18 protein-coding genes are annotated in these 17,628 nt (G+C 61.9%); all 18 read right to left on the reverse strand.

Features of this window, described 5'->3' with window-relative positions:
- Positions 1-85 precede the first annotated feature (85 nt).
- Positions 86-538 carry a YMGG-like glycine zipper-containing protein gene (locus tag PSUM_RS05045; protein ID WP_033042775.1) on the reverse strand — a complete coding sequence of 151 codons (453 nt, stop codon included), beginning with the start codon at positions 536-538 and terminating at the stop codon, positions 86-88.
- Positions 539-581: 43 nt separating this feature from the next.
- Complete coding sequence (locus PSUM_RS05050; RefSeq protein ID WP_033042774.1) at positions 582-929, reverse strand: Rieske (2Fe-2S) protein; 348 nt, start codon at positions 927-929, stop codon at positions 582-584.
- Positions 930-931: 2 nt separating this feature from the next.
- Positions 932-1,243 carry a YciI family protein gene (locus PSUM_RS05055; protein ID WP_083349126.1) on the reverse strand — a complete coding sequence of 104 codons (312 nt, stop codon included), beginning with the start codon at positions 1,241-1,243 and terminating at the stop codon, positions 932-934.
- Between the two features lie 3 nt (positions 1,244-1,246).
- Positions 1,247-2,119 carry a dioxygenase family protein gene (locus PSUM_RS05060; RefSeq protein ID WP_033042772.1) on the reverse strand — a complete coding sequence of 291 codons (873 nt, stop codon included), beginning with the start codon at positions 2,117-2,119 and terminating at the stop codon, positions 1,247-1,249.
- 36 nt (positions 2,120-2,155) lie between these two features.
- Positions 2,156-3,223: a maleylacetate reductase gene (locus PSUM_RS05065; RefSeq protein WP_033042771.1), complete on the reverse strand. Its 1,068-nt coding sequence runs from the start codon at positions 3,221-3,223 to the stop codon at positions 2,156-2,158.
- A gap of 8 nt (positions 3,224-3,231) precedes the next feature.
- A complete protein-coding gene (locus PSUM_RS05070; protein ID WP_033042770.1) occupies positions 3,232-4,695 on the reverse strand; it encodes an aldehyde dehydrogenase family protein in 1,464 nt (487 codons plus the stop codon).
- Positions 4,696-4,785: 90 nt separating this feature from the next.
- The gene (locus PSUM_RS05075; protein ID WP_020799496.1) at positions 4,786-5,805 is read right to left on the reverse strand and encodes a hypothetical protein; all 1,020 of its coding nucleotides are present in this window, start codon (positions 5,803-5,805) and stop codon (positions 4,786-4,788) included.
- A 45-nt stretch (positions 5,806-5,850) separates the two neighbouring features.
- Positions 5,851-6,345, reverse strand: a complete 495-nt coding sequence (locus tag PSUM_RS05080; protein WP_020799495.1) for a cupin domain-containing protein — start codon at positions 6,343-6,345, stop codon at positions 5,851-5,853.
- 232 nt (positions 6,346-6,577) lie between these two features.
- Positions 6,578-7,507 carry a LysR family transcriptional regulator gene (locus tag PSUM_RS05085; protein WP_083349127.1) on the reverse strand — a complete coding sequence of 310 codons (930 nt, stop codon included), beginning with the start codon at positions 7,505-7,507 and terminating at the stop codon, positions 6,578-6,580.
- A gap of 200 nt (positions 7,508-7,707) precedes the next feature.
- Positions 7,708-8,169 (reverse strand): nuclear transport factor 2 family protein, encoded by a 462-nt coding sequence (locus PSUM_RS05090; RefSeq protein ID WP_020799493.1) that lies wholly within the window; start codon positions 8,167-8,169, stop codon positions 7,708-7,710.
- 46 nt (positions 8,170-8,215) lie between these two features.
- The gene (locus PSUM_RS05095) at positions 8,216-8,611 is read right to left on the reverse strand and encodes a c-type cytochrome (RefSeq protein ID WP_083349128.1); all 396 of its coding nucleotides are present in this window, start codon (positions 8,609-8,611) and stop codon (positions 8,216-8,218) included.
- A 32-nt stretch (positions 8,612-8,643) separates the two neighbouring features.
- Positions 8,644-10,371, reverse strand: a complete 1,728-nt coding sequence (locus PSUM_RS05100) for an FAD-dependent oxidoreductase (protein ID WP_083349129.1) — start codon at positions 10,369-10,371, stop codon at positions 8,644-8,646.
- A gap of 49 nt (positions 10,372-10,420) precedes the next feature.
- Positions 10,421-11,332: a transporter gene (locus tag PSUM_RS05105; RefSeq protein ID WP_020799490.1), complete on the reverse strand. Its 912-nt coding sequence runs from the start codon at positions 11,330-11,332 to the stop codon at positions 10,421-10,423.
- Positions 11,333-11,664: 332 nt separating this feature from the next.
- Positions 11,665-12,387 (reverse strand): NAD(P)H-dependent oxidoreductase, encoded by a 723-nt coding sequence (locus tag PSUM_RS05110; RefSeq protein ID WP_083349130.1) that lies wholly within the window; start codon positions 12,385-12,387, stop codon positions 11,665-11,667.
- 9 nt (positions 12,388-12,396) lie between these two features.
- Positions 12,397-14,043: an ABC transporter ATP-binding protein gene (locus PSUM_RS05115; RefSeq protein WP_083349131.1), complete on the reverse strand. Its 1,647-nt coding sequence runs from the start codon at positions 14,041-14,043 to the stop codon at positions 12,397-12,399.
- Between the two features lie 2 nt (positions 14,044-14,045).
- Complete coding sequence (locus PSUM_RS05120; protein ID WP_020801311.1) at positions 14,046-14,873, reverse strand: ABC transporter permease; 828 nt, start codon at positions 14,871-14,873, stop codon at positions 14,046-14,048.
- 3 nt (positions 14,874-14,876) lie between these two features.
- Entirely contained in the window at positions 14,877-15,836 is a 960-nt protein-coding gene (locus tag PSUM_RS05125) for an ABC transporter permease (protein ID WP_020801312.1), read from the reverse strand.
- 160 nt (positions 15,837-15,996) lie between these two features.
- Positions 15,997-17,598, reverse strand: coding sequence for an ABC transporter substrate-binding protein (locus PSUM_RS05130; protein WP_083349132.1), 1,602 nt, complete (start codon positions 17,596-17,598; stop codon positions 15,997-15,999).
- Positions 17,599-17,628 lie beyond the last annotated feature (30 nt).

The following is a 17,628-nucleotide window of genomic DNA, read 5'->3' on the forward strand; positions in this document are numbered from 1 at the left end:
GCGGGGTGTCAGATGGCCAGCGTTTTCGTTCACGACCATCGTCGGAACGCCGCCCGGAGCATGCTCGCTCCTACACGGGACGGGTTCACGGATTGACCTGGTAACCCTTCCCCTGCAAGCAACTGGTATACGCCGTCGAGGTGTTCGCTGCATTGGTTTTCTCCTGCGCCCGACGCTCCTGGCGCTGGCGCGAGCCGCCGACCACGGCGCCCGCCGCCGCCGTTTCCTTGGCGCGGTTCTGCCGGTAGTCCTGCTTGGTATCGTCGTCGACACGATCATAGAACTCGTCATGCTGGCGGCCGCGTACCTGGGCACCAGCCGCACCGGCTGCTGCGCCTACTGCGGCGCCCTTGAGCCGTCCGCCAGAGGGCGTGGACGTGGTTGAGGTACTACTGGCGGCGATGCTGTTGCATTCGTTGATGTCCAGTTGAGTCTGTTGCGAAGTCTGGCCCTTCAGCGGTACTACCGTCTGGGCCCATCCCTGGGCACTGCAAAATGACAGTGCGACGCACAGGCCGATGGGTGACAACCTTTTCATGATGATCTCCTGATGGGCGTGATTCACCCTGAAACAGTGTAGTTCACCCCTCCTCGCCCACCTCCATGACCAGACGATTATCCACCCAGCGCACCGGCACGGATTCCAGCGTCGCACCTTGGCACGGCCCATCGATACAGTGCCCGTCTTCAAACCGAAACATCGCGCTGTGATGCGCGCACATCAGCACCTGGCCGCGATAGGTGCAGAATTCCTGCGGGCGATAGTCCAGTGGTACGGAAAAATGCGGGCAGCGGTTGATGTACACCCACACCTGCTCGCCCTGGCGCACCGCGACGAGGCCGGCGGGATGCAGTTGCTGGTGCTGCGGCAGGCCCAGGGCGCCGCCGTCGGCGATGTCTTGGAGGTGACACAAGGTGATGAGGGTCATGGTCAGCCCCGCAGTTCCGGGTTGCCGAGGCTCCAGTGCCAGGGACGAATCTGGATGCTCGAAAACAGCCCGGCCTGGACGTAGGGATCGTCCTGGATAAACGATTCCACCTCGGACAGGCTGCCGGCTTCGATCACCAGCAGCGTGCCATTCATCGCCAGGCCCGCGTCATCAAGGGTCGGGCCTCCCAGGCGCACGACCACGCGGTGTGCATCGGTCCCACGCAAATGCGCCTGGTGGCTGGGCCGTAAGCGTTGGCGCAGGGCCAGGGAATCCGGGTGATCGGTGGCGAATACGGCAAAAAACTGGCCCATGATTCACGCCGCCTCCATGACGAATTCGTAACAGGCACGCTTGAACGGCAATGGCATGCCCAACCGTGCGGACAGGTCATCGTGGCTCGTTCGATCTTCGTAGATCACCTGCAACGACTGTTTCACACCGAACACTGCATCGGACGCCAGGTACGGATCATCGTGATTGAACAGGTGGGTCACCAGTTTGCGATATCCCGGCGCCTCGATCATGAAATGCAGGTGCGCCGGCCGCCAAGGGTGCCGATTGGCGGCCTTGAGCATCCACCCCACCGGGCCATCGGTCGGAATCGGATAACACACCGGGACAATCGTGCGGATCGCAAAGCAGCCGTCGGCGTCGGTGCGATAGCGCCCGCGCAGGTTACCGAACGGCTGTTCTGTGTCCTGGCCCGAATACTTGCCGTTTTCGGCAGTCTGCCAGACGTCCAGCACCGCGCCGTCCAGGGCATTGCCCTGGGTATCGACCACCCGCCCGCGCACCAGCGCCGCCTCGCCCGGGGTGAAGGCCATATTCTCGCCGAACGCGCGCTCGGGCATGCCTTCGATGTAGAACGGCCCAAACACCGTGGTCTCGGTGGCCGTGGCGCTGTGGCGATGATTGATCGCGTCGACCAGCATCGATACGCCAAGGGTGTCCGACAGCAGGATGAATTCCTGGCGCACCTGGCCGTCGCACTTGTGGCCGGTCTCGGTCAGGAAACGTATCCCTTCAAACCACTCTTGCTCGGTCAGTTCAACCTCGCTGACAAACGCATGCAGGTGCCGCACCAGGCTCTGCATGATCTGTTTGTAGCGCGCATCGGTTGCATCAGCGAAGCTGTTCACGGCCTGCTCGCAGATCAGTTTTTCCATGGAGTTATCGTGATCGGTCATTGTTTTTATTCCGACATGTGCTGATAGCACGGTTGATCAGGCTGGCGCCTGGCCCAGCATGGCGCGGGTCAGCAGCGCTTCGATCGGGCCTTGTTCGAACGGCCGTGGATTGTAATACGGGCTGGCACAGGCGATTTGCGCCGCTTCGGCCGGACCGCTGGGCGGCAGGCCAATATCAGCCAGTGCCAATGGAATGCCCAGTTTCTGGTTGAGCGCATACAACAAGGCGCCTACCTCACTGGCGTCGCGACCACCCAGGGCTCGGGCGGTACGTTGCAAGGGTTCGGCGGCGGCCTCGCGGTTGTAATGCGCGGCATGGGGCAGGACGATGGCGTGGGCTTGGGCGTGGGGCAGATTGAATGTGCCGCCCAGGGTGTGGCAGAGCTTGTGGTGCAAGGCCATACCGACCGAGCCCAGGCAGATGCCCGCCAGCCACGCACCATACAACGCCTGGCTGCGAGCATCGGGATCGTTCGGGTCCTTGACCACCCCCGGCAATGCCTGTGCCAGCGAGCGGATCGATTCCTCGGCCATGAAACCGATGATCGGGTTGGCGTCCTCGGCGTACAGCGCTTCCACTGCGTGGGCCATGGCGTTCATGCCCGAACAGGCGGAGATCTGCGCCGGCAGGGTCAGGGTCAATTGCGGATCATAGATCACGGTTTTCGGCAGCACCCGTGGGTCGCGTCCGGTTTTCTTCAGGCGGTTTTCGGTCAGGCCGTAGATCGGCGTCATCTCCGAACCCGCATAGGTGGTTGGCACCGCCACAATCGGCAACCCCGAATCCATGGCGATCGCCTTGCCCAGGCCAATGGTCGAGCCACCGCCGATGGCCACGCAGCAATCGGCATCCAGGCGCGCCGCCTCGATGCGCGCCGCTTGCGCCACTTCCAGCGGCACATGCATCACCGCGTGCGGGTACACACCCGCGGCACGTTCACCGAGCAACGCCGCAACGCGTTCGCCGAGCCCGTGCTGTTCCGGCGTGGTGAGGATCAGCGCCCGTCGGGCGCCCAGGCGCTCGATTTCTTCAGCCAGTGCCGAGAGCTTGCCCCAGCCGAACACCACGCGGGTCGGCAGGCTTTGGTAGACAAAAGGATTCATGGCCGACCTCAGCGTTTGAAGTGTGGGGGGATTTTCGCGTCGACGTTGACCCACACCGAGCGCGCTTCGGTGTAGTCGTGGATCGCTTCAAAGCCCATTTCCCGGCCATAACCGGACTGCCCTACGCCGCCGAACGGACTGCCGGGGCTGACGCGCTTGTAGCAGTTGATCCAGCACATGCCCGCGTGGATCGCGTCGGCCATTTTATGCGCGCGGCTGAGGTTTTGCGTCCACAGGCCACTGCCCAGCCCGTACTCGGTGCTGTTGGCAATGGCCAGCGCTTCTTCGTCGGTGCTGAAACGCACCACCGTGACGAAGGGACCGAAGACCTCTTCCTGGCAGACACGGTCACCCGGCTTGGCTTCGACCACTGTGGGTTCGACATAGAAACCCTTGGCCAAGGCCTGGTCGTCCGGCGCCTTGCCACCGGCGAGGATCTTGCCGCCCTGCTCGATGGCGATATCGATGTAGGCCAGAACCCGGTCGCGGTGCAGGGCCGAGGTCAGCGGGCCCATCTCGGTGTCGGGGTTCATCGGGTCACCGAGGCGAATCGACTTGGCCAGGGCGATGAAGCGCTCCAGGAATGCATCAGCGATGTCTTCATGCAGAATCAACCGCGAACCGGCGATACAGGCCTGGCCCTGGTTATGGAAGATCGCCCAGGCAGCGCCGTTGACCGCCGCTTCCAGATTGGCGTCTTCAAATACAATGTTCGCACCCTTGCCACCCAGTTCCAGTTGAATGCGCTTGAGGTTGCCCTGCGACGCTTCAACAATCCGCCGACCGGTCGCGGTTGAGCCGGTAAAGGCAATCTTGCCGACGTCGAGGTGCTCGGCCAGCGCCTGGCCCGCGGTATGGCCGTAACCCGGCACCACGTTGACCACGCCTTTGGGAAAGCCGACTTCGGTCATCAGCTCGACAATGCGCAAGGTCGACAGCGGCGTGATTTCCGAGGGCTTGATGACGATGGTGTTGCCCGCCGCCAGTGCCGGGCCCATCTTCCAGCTGGTGAACATCAGCGGAAAGTTCCAGGGCACGATCTGCCCGACCACGCCGATTGGCTTGCGCTGCACGTAATTGAGGAACCCGGCTTCCACCGGAATCACCGCGCCTTCGATCTTGTCGGCCATGCCGCCGAAGTAACGGAAGCACGCCGCGGTGCGCGGCACGTCGAGGCCACGGGAATCGCGGATCGGGTGCCCGGTGTTAAGGGATTCCAGCTGTGCCAGTTCTTCGCTGCAGGCCTCGATCCGGTCCGCCAATTTGAGTAACAGGCGCCCACGCTCGGCGGCACCCAGGGCCGACCAGGCCGGGAAAGCGCGTTTGGCGGCGGCCACCGCGAGGTCGACGTCGGCGGCTTCGGCGGCGGCGATGCGGGTGATCAACGAGCCGTCATGGGGCGACACCACGTCGATGGTGCCGCCGGCGACCGCATCGACGAAGCGGCCATCGATATAGAGCTGATTTTGCATAATGGTTTCCTCGCACCGCGCCTTGGGCGCAGTGTCTGACTGGATGGCTGAGTGCATGGCCCGGCGCAAGGCCGGGCAAGACATGTGGTCTTAGAACTCGATCGGATACGGCTTGAGCTCACCGCTTTCGTAGCGTTGCGGCAGGTTCGGCGTGGCGTTTTCCCAGACCAGCAGCATCGAGCGCTTGGTCGAATAGCCCTGGTGGCGAATGTCGGCGGGCATGGCGCAGATATCGCCGGCCCGCATGGTGATGCGCGCACGGGGGTTGCCATCGTCCTTGTCGCCGACGTCCCAGATGATCTCGTCCGATAGCTGCAGGAACCACTCGATCCGGTCATTGCCATGGAACACCGGCAGGATGAATTCCTCGGTGGTCGGGCAGAACAGGCTGGCCTTGCACACCGAAGTCACCGAGGGGTTCCAGGTCACGTCGGAGCGCGACAGGTACTTGTGCAGGTTGAAGGCATGCATCTGGCCTTCGAAACCTTCTGCGGCGTGAATTTCCGGCTCGTCCTGCGGCACATCGATGAACTGGCGGTTGACCGGCAGATCGTTGCGCAGCGGCGAATCATCCGGCAGGCCGGGCATGCGCCGGGTGGCGATACGGAAGCGCTCGATGGCCTCGATGTTGTTGCCGTTCTTGCGACCGAAGGCGCTGCCGGTTTCTTCCGGTGCGGCGAAGGGGTCGAAGGTGGCGTTGGTCCAGTCGCGCAGGATCGCCTTGAATGTCGCCATGATCAGCGGCGTTTCGAAGTTTTCGGTGTAGTTGACCCCGGCCGCCTTCAGCGTGCCGTTGAAGGTGCCGGCGTACAGGTCGACCTTGCCGTAGTAGTTGCGGGTGCCGATGACGTGGTCGAAGTTGACCCAGCCGTAGAAAAAGCCCCAGGCCACGTCGCGCATCAAGGCGCGCAGAAAGGCATCGGCCGGGATCAAGTGCGAACGGGTCTGGCCTTTGGCGGGCCAGGTGATGCGGGCGAAGTACTCGTCTCGCGACAGTTCGAATGCGCCGAGTTTGAAAGCGCGATAACCGGTGACGGGATGGGCGGCGCTGGCCTGGACGTCTTCGTCGGCGAACAATGGCGTTTGAGCAGCGGTTTCAAGCATGGCCATGGCGGGTTTCCTCTTTTTATTGTGGGTGGAGTTCGGCTGGGCAGATCACTTCAAGCAGATGTCGGCCCACTTCTCGACCGACAACGGGCCTTTGATCGTCTGCTGCAGGATCACGCCCGGCCGACTGGCCTCGAAGCGATACGCGGTGCCCACCGGCAGCAGGCACTGGTGGCCACGCTTGAGCAGGACGTAGCCCATGGGTTTGCCCACTGGCACGTCCCCGGCCAGTTGCGTGCCCTCGCCTGCTGTCAATGGCGTATCGAGCTTGAGGAAGTCCACCCGCACTTCGCCGTCCATGACGATAGCGAATTCGTCGTGCGCGGCCGTGTACCAGGGCGACTGGCCTTCGGCGCGCAGGGTTTCAATGACGTAGCCGAGGTTGAGGCCGACCACGACCTTTTCATACGGAAGGGATTTTTCCGCCACCTCGAAAACGTTGGAAAAGGCGTAGTGACTGGCCTGGCCGCTGATGATTTCAACCGAGCCCTTGGTGTATTTTTCCAGCGAGCCGAAGACCGTTTCGATTGCCGCGCTACTCATGGGTTTTCACCGTTTTGTTGTTGTAGTAACAGTGAGCCAACAGTACGTCGCGCCTGGTCCCGGAACAATTAGAGGACCGGCGACAACAGTGTTCGCGAAACGCAAACACTGTAAGAGTTGTGTAGGAGCTGTGTAGGAGTTGTCGAGTGCAACGAGGCTGCGATCTTTTGATCTTAAAAAACAAGATCAAAAGATCGCAGCCTGCGGCAGCTCCTACAGGGTGCGAGGTTCATTAGCGCACCCAGCCACGCTCCAGCAACGGTTTATCCCAGCAGGGCTCATCGCCGAAGTTATCCACCAGAAAGTCGATCAACGTACGTACCTTCAAGGCCCGACGCTGGGTCGCGGGGTACACTGCTGAAAAATTGAAGGAGGACAACGCGTACTCAGGCAACACTGGAATCAACCGCCCGCTGAGCAGGTCGTCACTGGCCACCAGTGTCGGCAGGCAGACAATGCAGACTCCGGTCTGTGCGTAATCACGCAACAGGTGCACCGAGTTCGAGCGCACCTGGCCAGGCAGGCTCAGCTCCACTTGTTCGTCTTCGCGGTTGAACAGCCAGCGGTTGCGCGACGGATAACCCTCGTACAGGGCGATCTTGTGTTGCAGCAATTGCTGGGGATGGGTGGGCACGCCGAACTCGCTGGCGTAATCGGGAGACATGCAAAACAGCCGGCGAACGCTGAACAACTTGCGCTCGATCAGGGTTTCGGCCATTGGCGGAAACATCTGGAACGCCACATCGAAGCCTTCTTCGATCGGGTCCACCACCCGGTCGTTGACGATGACGTCCACTTCAATGTCCGGATACAGCCGGGTGAACTCGGCCAACAGACGACCGAAGTGCCCGATGGCAAATCCGGGCAGCATCTGCACCCGCAGTTTTCCGGTAGGTTTGGCGCGCAGTTCGCGCATGTGTTCGGTCAGCGAGTTGAAGCTCGCGACCATGTCCGCGCATTCCTTGTAGTACGTCTCCCCGACCTCGGAGAGGCGTACATGGCGTGTGCTGCGGTGGAACAGCGGCGCATTGATGAACTGCTCCAGCTGCTGGATGCGGTGGGTAATGACCGAGCGGGTCACGCCCAGTTGCTGGGCCGCCCTGGCGAAGTTGCCGGTTTCGGCAACCCGCACGAAGGCTTCGACACTGAGTAAACGATCCATGGGGGCAGGTTCTCTGGATGTTTTTGTTCTTATAGGAATACGAAGCGAGAACCTGCGAGATTACGATGAACTCGAATGGCAAGCCACTGTAGGAGCGAGCATGCTCGCGATGAACTCAAGAACGCCGATGGGTGTCAGGTTCCCCGCGTTTTCGTTAACGACCATCGCGAGCAGGCTCGCTCCTACAGGGGGGGCTGCGGTTAGCGGTTGAGCCAGGGATAGCGCGCCGTGTCCTGGCTGCCGTAGTCAGGGTCCAGGTAGATGAAGCAGCGCTGGATCTTGAAATCCCGGATCTCGAACACGTCGGCCCAGTAGCCGGCACCGGCCGCTGACGGGACGCCCGCACGCCAGTGGCCGTCGACGTGTTCACCAAAACTGGTGCCTTCGCAGACCAGCGTGTCGGTGCCCGTAAGAATCCAGTTGAAATGCGCATAGTCGTGGGTAATCGATTTCAAGCGGCTGCCAAGGTCGCTGAACATCTGGCCGATCTGCTCACGGCCGGTGGCCAGTCCCCACTTGGGAAACAGGACCTGTGCATCCTCGGCGAACAGGTCGAGAATGCTGCCGCCAGTGGAGGTGATACCGCCGTTGTCGAAGGCCTTGAGGTATTCCAGGGCGACCGATTTGCGTTGCTCGTCGGTCATTGTAAGGGTGCTGATCATGGCTGTCTCCGTCGTTTCGATATTGGAGTGATAAGGCTGTTGGCCGTCAGTGCAGCGACTTGATGTAGCTGATGATCTTCTGCCGCTTGGCCGGGTCGTCCTGCGAATAGACCATGGCGCTGCCCGGCGCCACGCTCTGGGCATCGGTGAGCCAGGCGTCGAGCATCGGCTCGTCCCAGACCTTGCCGGCCATGGCTTTGGTGAAGCCGTCGCTGTAGGTGAAGTTGGTTTCGCTGGCCGCCTTGCGACCCAGCAGCCCGAACAGGTTCGGGCCCTGCCCCGGCGGGCCGCCCTTGTCGAAGGTGTGGCAGACCGCGCAGTGGTTGGTCGCCAGTTTCTGCGCCAGCGCCAGGTCATCGGCCAAAGCGCTGCCGGTCAAAGCAAAACTGGCCGCCATCGCCAACAGCGCCGGGGCTCGCAGGAAAAATTTCAAGTGCGTCATATCGTTGATCTCATGCAGTCACGGGGCTTGATTCAGCTTCGGCTCGGTTCTTTGTGCGCCTGGTTCGCCGCGCGATAGGCAAAGGCGATGATCGGGCCAAGCGTCGAACCACCGGCCCAGTAGGCACGACCGGAGGCCGACGCAACGCAGTTGCCGACGCCGTACAGGCCCGGGATCGGTGCATTGGCGTTGTTCAATACCTGGCCGACGGAGTTGGTTTTCGGACCACCCTTGGTGTCGAGGTTGCCGCCGGTGATCAACGCCGCGTAGTACGGCCCTTTCGCGGCCAACGGGTACATGGTCAGGTTGCCGGTGCGGTCGGACTTGACCGGGCCGGTAAACACGCCCTGGATCACCAGCTCGCCGCGATGGAAGTCCAGATCCTTGCCCGTCTTGGCCAACTCGTTGAAGCGCTTGAGGGTGGCTTTCAGGTTGAGAGTGAAATCGGCGCTGAGCTTCATCCCGCCGATATCGGCGGCGTGTTTATCCAGGCGCTCGGCGATGTTCTTCGCCAGCTCTTCCAGGGTTTCGCCCTTGACCACATGGCGGTCGTTGCCGCCCTTGGGCACGATCGGAGAGCCGTATTCGTCGCTGCTGCAGTAGTCCTGGGCGCGCTGGTCCCAGATCGAGAACATCACCAGGTTCGGGTATTCGGCCTTATCGCCGTCCCACTGGAAGAAGGTCGGGACCAGTTCGTTGTAGACGGTCTTTTCGTTGACGACGCGCTTGCCGTACTTGTTCACCATCAGCATCGAATCGCCGTTCATGGTGAAAATGCCGGACATCGAGCCGTCCTTGGCCAGGGCTTTTTCCAACAGGATCGGGCACGACCAGGCGTAGTTCATGTTGCGCAACTGCACCCCCAGCTCGCTGGAAATCCGGATGAAATCGCCTTCGTTGGTCAGGGCGGCGCAGCCGCCGTAGACGGGGGCGTTGAGGAAGTTGCGGCGCAGTTCCGGATCGTGGGTAAAACCACCCGTAGCGAAGATCACCGCTTTGCGCGCCTTGACCCGTTGCCGCGCACCCTCTTCGGTCTCGACTTCGACGCCGATCGCTTCGCCCGCGCCGTTGAGGATCACTTTCACCACGCGCTCGCCGGTACGAATCTGCACGCCGTCACGCTTGGCGGCGGCGGTCAGCGTACGAATCGCCACGCGACCGCCGTCGGACATGCTGGGCCGGGCTTCCTTGGGCACCAGTACGCGGCCTTTCTTGGCCTTGTCTTCGGACAGCTCTGCGAAATAGTCCGGTACGTCCGGGCAATGGCGATAAGGCAGTGCGTCGCGTTCGGCCAGCAGTTCGGCAGCGGGCGAGGCGCTCTCGTAGATCGCCTCGCACATCTCGTATTCCCAATCCGACAGGCCAAGTTTGGGCAACGAGGCGTCGTAGGATTGCGGACGTGTCAACCGGGCGACATAGCGCATGTAATCGGCTTTTTCATCGACGATGCCGGCGTCGCGCATCGGCTTGTTGTTCGGCACCCAGTACCAAAACGCCGCTTTCGCCGCGGTGCCCCCAGGGCTGCCGGCTTTTTCCAGGATAACCACGTCATTGCCCAGCCAGCGGGAAAACAACGCGGTAGGCAAACCGCTGCCACCACCGCCGACCACGACAATGTCGTGCTCTCGATCAAAGGGCAGCTCGTCGCTGGCCATCGCCCGTGCGGCCACCCCCGACAAGGCGGCGACAGCCGTACCAGCGGCGCCGGCCTTGATGAAGCTGCGGCGTGACAGGGCAAGTTTCTGGTTTTCTTCGTTCACTTTTTATTCTCCGGAATGAGTAGCGGCGACGCAGGCAGGCGTCGGTGATTCACCAGTAATGCCAGAGCTGCACAAACAGGCCGTCGGTGACGGTGGTGTTGCGCCCTTCCACGCCTTTGGAATAGTGGATGGACACCTGGTCCCACATTTTCTGGGCGAAGACCTTTTGCACGCCGGGCTTGAGCTGGAACAGCACGCCGGCGCCGAGCGCGGTTTCGTTGGATTCAGAGAATTCGATGGCGTTGTTGTTGCGATCATCGGAGCCGAAGGTTTTCTGGTAGTCGGCACTGAGGAAGGGCGTGACCTGGTAGGTCGGGCGGTCCACGATGTTGTAGCCCAGGCGCAGGTTGGCGTGGCCGGTATCGCCAGGTTCGGTGTGGTGCGGACCATCGCCGCGAAGGATCGCGCCGACCAGCAAATCGATGTTCACTTTGCCCAGCCATTCGTTGTAGAACAGCGACGGCCACAACGCGTAGGTGTCGCTGCTGACCGAGTCCGCACCGGTCGGCAGTTGCACATAGGCTTGCGCACCGATAGTGCGCAGCGGCGTCGGGTTGTACCAGACCAGGCCGCCGACCAACGGATCGCCGAGCCCGCTGACCCGCGTGCCGTTGCCGCGCACGGCAATCTCCGGGAGGGTGATACTGGCGATGAAGCCGGTATTGGGCAGGCCGTCCATCTTCCAGTAGTGCAACAACGACGTCAGGCCAACGTAGGTCTCGGTGTTGCTGCCGGCGACCTTGTTGCCGTGATCGTCAAAGCGTTTGCGGTCGTCGTTGTATTCAAATTCCTGACCCACCGAGTTGTAGGGCTCGGTGAAGTCCGAACTGAACTGAAAGCTTTGGGGCCGGTTGCTGGCATAGGGGATGCCGGATGCTTGCGCCATCGCGGGAAACAATAGGCCAGCCCCCAGAACGGGAGCGAACAGGGTCGCAGCGCAACCCCATGCACGAATACTCATACCTGCCTTCCTTATTTTTATTAGGCGCCAAACCCCCGAAGGGGCGTAAGGCCGAAAGCAAGGTGTGACGTCTTGACGAGCCCTGGCTGGAGCTCCACCGGATCGTTGACCAATCCCGGTGTTCGGCGAGATGGAGGCTACAAGCCGGCCACTGCACCAACAATTCCATTCTCGGCGACATCAGTGTTTGCGTATTCAGAACAATGGGGCGGAGGATCTGAGTAGGAGATCATTAACACCGTGGGAGCGAGCCTGCTCGCGAAAGCGTCGGGTCAGTCAACTTGATATTGAAGCTGATGGCCTCTTCGCGAGCAGGCTCGCTCCCACAGGGGTCAAGCATTCACAGCGTCGGATCGATGCAGTGGATAGAGCTGTTCGTCGAACTGCGACAGCTTGGGGAACACCAAGGGTTGATCATCACTCAGGTGTTGCAGGCGCTGATCGTAATCCAGCAAAAACGCCTGTCGCGCCTCATCGCTGATGTACGGCACATGCCAGGCCACGAACGGCTCCAGCACATCAAACCCAACATACGCCAACGTGCCGCGCAGGATCGGCCGCAGCATGTCCTGCAACGGCCCGTGGATCGCCTCCTCACCGAACATGTGTTCACGCCCCCCCAAAGTCACGGTAACCAACGCCTTTTTCCCGGCAAGCCCGCCCTGATCGTAGAAGCGCTTGCCGCCGTAGCAGATGCCCGAGACCAGCACCCGGTCGATCCAGCCCTTGAGCATGGCCGGGGTGGAGAACCAGAAGATCGGGAAATTGAGGATCAGCAGGTCGGCCCATAGCAATTTATCCAGTTCAGCCTGGATGTCCGCTGCCAGTGACTGGCTTTTCACACCGAGGCGTTGTTCCAGCGCATACACCAGGTACTCGGGATTTTCCCGCTTTGAGAAGTCATCGGCGCTGGCCACCGGGTTCCAGTTCATCTTATACAGGTCGCTGACCTGCACTTCATGGCCCTGGGCTTCAAGGGTCGCGACGGCCTGGTCGCGCAGGGCGGCGGTGAAGGATTGCGGCTCGGGGTGAGCATGGACGATCAGTACTTTCATGGGGATTCCTTAGACTTTTTCCAGCGTAGGGTTTGAATTCGCGGTAGCGCGACTGGCCAGCAAGCGGTCGAGCCAGTCGGGGTCCATTTGGGGTTCGGAGGAAAACAGCAGCCCGGTATAGTCTTGATGCGGCGGGGTGAAAATAGCACTGCGCGAGCCATGATCCACCACCCTGCCCCGTTGCATCACCAGCACTTCGTCGGCAATCGCGCGCACGGTGGCAACGTCATGGGTAATGAACAGGTAGGCGACGCCGAGCTGTTGCTGAATGCGGTTGAGCAACTTGAGCACACCTTCGGCCACCAGTTGGTCGAGGGCCGAGGTGACTTCGTCGCAGATGATCAGTTGCGGGTCGGCGGCCAGGGCTCGGGCGATGCAGATCCGCTGTTTCTGTCCACCAGATAATTCCCGGGGCTGACGCTCCATGAACGTTGCCGGGTCCAGTTCGATCATCTCCAGCAGCTCGGCCACTCGCGCGCGCATGGCCTTGCCCTTGAGCCCCAGATAGAACGTCAGTGGCCGGCCGATGATGTCGACGATGCGCTGGCGCGGGTTCAGCGCCGTATCCGGGATTTGATAAATCATCTGCACACGGCGCAGTTGCTCCTTGCTGCGCTGGCGGAAGTCCGCTGGCAGCGGATCGCCGTCATACAGCACTTGACCATGGGTCGGTGGCAACAAGCCGGTGATCAACCGCGCCGTGGAGCTTTTGCCGCTGCCCGATTCGCCGATGACCGCCAGGGTCTGGCCGCGATACAGCTTCAAGGAAACGTCATGCAGCACCGGTTGCCGCCCGTAGCTGGCGCAGCTGTTGCGCAGTTCCAGCAGCGGCTTTTCCTGTTGCGGGCAGGCTTTGGCTTCGGTGCGGAAACTGCGCACCGCCCACAGTGACTTGGTGTATTCCTCCTGCGGGTCACCGAGCATCTTGCGGGTCTCGGCCTCCTCCACCAGCTTGCCGTGGCGCAGCACCATGATGCGGTCGGCCATCTGCGCCACCACCGCGAGGTCGTGGCTGATGTAGATCGCCGCGCTGCCGTAGGTCTTCACCGCATCGCGAATCGCCGCCAGCACCTCGATCTGGGTGGTGACGTCCAGGGCGGTGGTCGGTTCGTCAAAGATGATCAAGTCCGGATGGCAGGCCATCGCCATGGCGGTCATGACCCGTTGCAGCTGGCCGCCGGAGACCTGGTGCGGGTAACGCTGGCCGATCTGTTCGGGGTTGGGCAAGCGCAGCACGCGATACAATTCCACCGCCTCGCGCATCGCCTGTTCACGGCTGATGCCACCGTTCTTCACCGCCGTTTCCACGTGCTGATCGATCAAGCGATGGGCGGGGTTGAACGAGGCTGCCGCACTTTGCGCGACGTAGGCGATGCGCAGGCCGCGCAATTTGCGCAAGGCTTCGGGTTTGGCCTTGAGCAGGTCGATGCCATCGAAATGCACCGTGCCGCCGGTAATTTTGCAGCCGTCACGGGTATAGCCCATGGCAGATAAGCCGAGGGTCGATTTGCCCGCCCCGGACTCACCGATCAGCCCCAGCACCTCACCGCGTTGCAGGGTCAGGTCGATGCCCTTGATCAGCGGATGCCAGGCATCCTCGTAGTGACCTTCGATGTGCAGGTTGCGGATTTCCAGCAACGGTTTGGATGTCGTCATGTTCAGCACTCCTTGAGGCCGCTGGACTTGTGCAGCATCCAGTCGACGACGAAGTTGACGCTGACCGTGATCAAGGCCACGGCCAGGGCGGGCAGTAAAGGACTGATGTCGCCAAAGGTGATCAGCACCGCGTTGTCGCGCACCATGCTGCCCCAGTCCGCGGTGGGCGGCTGGATGCCCAGGCCGAGGAATGACAACGCACTGATGAACAGGAACACGAAGCAGAACCGCAGGCCGAATTCGGCAATAAGCGGCGCCGCTGCATTGGGCAGTACCTCGCGGGTGACCAGCCAGCACAGGCCTTCACCGCGCAGGCGCGCGGCCTCGACGAAGTCCTGCACCACCACGTTCATCGCTACGGCGCGGGACAGGCGAAACACCCGGGTTGCATCCAGCAGCGCGATCACCAGCACCAGTGAGGTGGCCGTGGTGCCGACCACACTGAGAATCAGCAAGGCAAAGATCAATTGCGGAATGGCCATCAGGATGTCGACGACCCGCGACAGGCCCTGATCGACCCAACCGCCCTTGATCGCCGCGATCAGGCCGCAGGTGCCACCGAGCAGGAACGCCAGCACCGTGGTCAGGAACGCGATGCCCAGTGTGTTGCGCGCACCAAAGACCAGGCGGCTGAACATGTCGCGCCCCAGGTTATCGGTGCCCAACAGGAACTGCCCGCCCCACGGCGCGAAGCCCTCGCCCACCACCTGGGTTTCGCCAAACGGCGCCAGCACCGGGGCGAACAGCGCCACCAGGATATACACGACGATCACCAGTAATCCGAACTTCGCACTCAGCGGCGCCCGGAGCAATTCTTTAAGCAGGCTCATGGTCTACCCCTTTGGATGCATCAGGCGTGGGTTGCTGGCAATCGACAGCACGTCGGCACTGGTATTGAGCAGGATGTAGGTGGCGGCAAAGATCAGGCTGCAAGCCTGGACCACCGGGATATCGCGCTTGGCCACCGAGTCCACCAGCAACTGGCCGAGGCCCGGATAGACGAACACCACCTCGACCACCACCACGCCAACCACCAGGTACGCCAGGTTCAGCGCCACCACGTTGACGATCGGCGCCAGCGCGTTGGGCAAGGCATGACGGAAGATGATGCGCGACTGGCTGATGCCCTTGAGCCGGGCCATTTCGATGTAGGGGCTGGCCAGCAGGTTGATCAAGGAGGCGCGGGTCATGCGCATCATCTGCGCGATCACCACCAGGCTCAGGGTCGCCACCGGCAGCACCGAGCGCTCCAGTACCTCACCCAGACTGGCGTTTGGCGAGAGGTTGGAAATGCTCGGGAACCAATTGAGCTTCACCGCGAACACCAGGATCAGGATGTAGGCAACGAAGAACTCGGGGAACGACACCGCGCTCAGGGCCGAGGTGTTCAGCAGGCGGTCGAACCAGCTGTTGCGGTACAACGCCGCGAGCATGCCCAGCAACAATGCCAAAGGCACCGACACCAACGCGGCCAACAGCGCCAGGCTGAAGGTGTTGCCCAGGCGACTGCCGACCAGTTCGGCGATAGGCCGCTGGTTGGCCAGCGATACGCCGAGATCACCGTGCAGCAGTTGCCAGATCCACTGCCCGAAACGGGTCAGGGGTGGCAGGTCCAGGCCCAGTTGCGCGCGATAAGCCGCCACGGTTTCCGGGGTGGCGGACTGGCCGAGCATAGCCTGGGCGATATCGCCCGGGAGCAGGCCGACGGCGAGGAAGATGATGACGGATACCGCCAATAGCGAAAGCAGGCCTAAAGCCAGACGCTGCCCCAATAACTTGAAAATACTCTTCATCGTGCAGTCCTAGAAATGGGCACCTTTTTATGATCGTTCCCACACTGTGCGTGGGAACGATCACCGATTCACCGTGCGATTCCTTACGAAGATCACAATTTCCCCTGTAGAAGCGAGCATGCTCGCTCCTACAGGGGTTTTTCATTGGTTTGGCGAGCGCTTATGCCTGCCACCAGCGTTCGATCACGCGCAAGCCGTCGAGCTCTCCGTATGGCGCGGTCTGCCCGCCGTGGGCCACACGGTTGGAACGCGCCGCCACGGAGCTGGCGAACAGCGGCACGATCGCCCCGCCGTCGTCCCGGCACAGCGCCTGCATTTCGTTGTACATCTCACGGCGCAACGGCTCGTTCATCTCGCCCCGGGCCGCGTTAAGCAACTGGTTGAAACGCGGGTTGTCCCAATGGGTTTCGTTCCACGCCGCGCCCTTGGCGTAGCCAATGCTGAACATGCGGTCGGCCGTCAGGCTGCTGTACCAGAACGAGGTGGTGAAGGGTTGCTTCATCCAGACGTTGGAGAAGAAACCGTCGGCGGGCTCGCGCACCACGTCGATGTCGATCCCGGCCGCACGGGCTTGCTCCTTGAACAGCACCGAGGCATCGACGGCGCCGGTGTAGGCCGCGTCGGAGGCCTGCAGGCGCACCTTGAGCGAATCCAGACCGGCCTTTTTCAGGTGGAAACGCGACTTGTCCGGGTCATAGGTGCGCTGTTCCAGCGCGGTGTTGATGAAGCGGCTACCGGGCTGGATCGGATGATCGTTGCCCACCAGGCCATAGCCGTACAGCACTGAAGCCAGCAGGGTTTCGCGGTTGATTGCGTGCTTCATCGCCAGGCGCACGTCGTTGTTCTGGAACACCTGGCTGTCGGTGAGCATCGGGAAGGTGTAGTGCTGGGCACCCTTGGTCTCTTCGATGACCAGGTTCGGGTTGCGCTTGAGCAACGCTACGGTCTTGAGGTCGACCTTGTTGATCACGTCCACTTGCCCGGTGACCAGCGCGTTGACCCGCGCTGCGCCGTCGGCGATGGCGATCAACTCGGCACTGGCGAAATGCGCACGCCCGGCTTTCCAGTAATCGGGGTTGCGTTCCAGGGTCATGCGCACGCCCGGTTCGAAGTCCTTGAGGCGATAGCCACCGGTGCCGGCGCCAGCCTGCCAGTCCGCCACGCCGTCCTTGCTCGGCAGGATCGCCAGGTGATAATCGGCGACCACATAAGAGAAATCGGCGTTGCCCGAGTGCAGTTCGAACACCACGCTGTCGCTGCCATTGGCGCTGACCTTGGCCACATCGCCCAGCACGGTCTTGGCCGCCGAGGTGGATTTTTCGCCCAGGTGATGCTGGATCGACGCGACCACGTCATCGGCGGTCAGGCTCTTGCCGTTGTGGAAGGTCACGCCCTGGCGCAGCTTGAAGGTCCAGACACGCGCATCGGGGGTCGAGGTCCAGCTCTCGGCCAGTTCCGGAATCGCGGTGCCGTCGACGGCGATTTCAGTCAGGGTGTTATAGACCGCCGAGAAACCGACGAAGGTAAAGGTGTCCGCCCAGGACCCCGGGTCTTTGGAGTCGGTGGTACTGCCGCCGGCAAGGCCCAGGCGCAATATGCCGCCCGGCTTCGGCGTGGCTTCTGCAGCGAAGGCGCCTGACGGCAAGCCCATGGAGAACGCCCCGGCCACCGCCACGGCGGCGGCGCTGTACTTCAGGAAGTCCCTGCGCGGGAAACTGAATTCATTGTTCGCTTGAGTAATCTTGTTTTTGTTATCGCTCATTGCATTGCCCCTGATAAAAGCTAATGAAAT

This window comes from Pseudomonas umsongensis, assembly GCF_002236105.1.
Lineage (GTDB): Bacteria > Pseudomonadota > Gammaproteobacteria > Pseudomonadales > Pseudomonadaceae > Aquipseudomonas > Aquipseudomonas umsongensis.